This window comes from Streptomyces sp. NPDC051286 (genome assembly GCF_044455345.1).
Taxonomy (GTDB): Bacteria; Actinomycetota; Actinomycetes; order Streptomycetales; family Streptomycetaceae; genus Streptomyces.
The window spans coordinates 1-1,376 of sequence record NZ_JBITER010000155.1 but is presented as its reverse complement, the minus strand read 5'-3'; the positions used below and the strand labels follow the sequence as shown (position 1 = coordinate 1,376).

The following is a 1,376-nucleotide window of genomic DNA, read 5'->3' as shown; positions in this document are numbered from 1 at the left end:
CTCCGTTGCAGGAGGGTCTGCTCTTCCATCATCTGCTCGCCGACGGCGGCGAGGACGCGTATGTGACACCGACCGCCCTCGAATTCGACACGCGGGGACGGCTGGACTCGTTCCTGGAAGCACTGCAGCAGGTCGTGGACCGGCACGACATCTTCCGCACGGGTGTGGTGTGGGAGGGCCTGCGCGAGCCGGTGCAGGTGGTGTGGCGTCACGCCGCGCTCCCCGTCACGGACGTGGCACTCGATCCACAGCGGACCGATCCCGTGGAGCAACTGCTCGCGGCCGCCGGTTCGTCGATGGACATGAAGCAGGCACCGCTGATCGACGTACACATCGCCGCCGCGGACACGGAAACGGACCGCCGGCTGGCACTGGTGCGCATGCACCACATGGTCCAGGACCACACGGCACTCGAAGTCGTGCTGGACGACGTGCGGGCCTTCGTCGACGGCCGGGGCGGCGAACTGCCCGAGCCGCTTCCGTTCCGTGACTTCGTCGCGCAGACGCGAGGCACGGCCGACCAGGCGCAGTACGAACCGTTCTTCACCGAGCTGCTCAGCGACGTCACCGAGCCCACCACCCCCTACGGACTGGTCGACGCCCGCGGCGACGGCACCCAGATCGTCCGCGCCCGACTGGAGTTCTCACCGGATTCGGCTGTGCGGCTGCGTGAGGTATCGAGGCGCCTCGGCGCCAGCCCTGCCACGGTGGTGCACGTGGCCTGGGCCCGGACGCTGGCGGCGGTCAGCGGCCGTGACGACGTGGTGTTCGGCACGGTGCTGTTCGGCCGGATGAACGCCGGTGCCGGTGCCGACCGGGCCCCGGGCCCGTTCATGAACACCCTGCCCGTACGGTCACGGGTTGACGAGACCGGTGTGCTCACCGCCGTCGCCGACATGCGGTCGCAGCTCGCGGCCCTCATCGAGCACGAACACGCCCCCCTGGCCGTGGCACAGCAGGCCAGTGGCGTGGGCGGCGACGCACCGCTGTTCACCGCGCTGCTCAACTATCGGCACAACGACAGCCGGCCCTCCGGTCCGGACAGGGACGAGGAGAGGGACGGCGGACTCGAGGGAGTCAGGACCCTGTTCGTGCGGGAGCGCACGAACTACCCCCTGACCGTCTCGGTCGACGACAACGGAGAGACTGCCGGCATCGGGCTGTCCGTGGACGCCGTGGCACCGATCGATCCGCAGGAGGTCGGTGCACTGCTGCGCACCACGGTGGACAACCTGGCGGCCGCGCTGGAGGAAGCGCTCGAAGGCGACCGGGAAATGCCGTTGAGCGCGGTGGATGTGCTGGGTGAGGCCGAGCGGTGTCGGGTGTTGGTGGAGTGGAACGACACCGGGGTGGAGCTGGGTGTGTCCACGGTGCCG

The 1,376-nt window shown here is 69.6% G+C and carries 1 protein-coding gene; it reads left to right on the top strand.

Going from position 1 to position 1,376, the window contains the following annotated elements:
* A partial coding sequence (locus ACIBB8_RS37915) for a condensation domain-containing protein (RefSeq protein WP_398959971.1) occupies window positions 1–1,376 on the top strand: 1,376 nt, incomplete at both ends.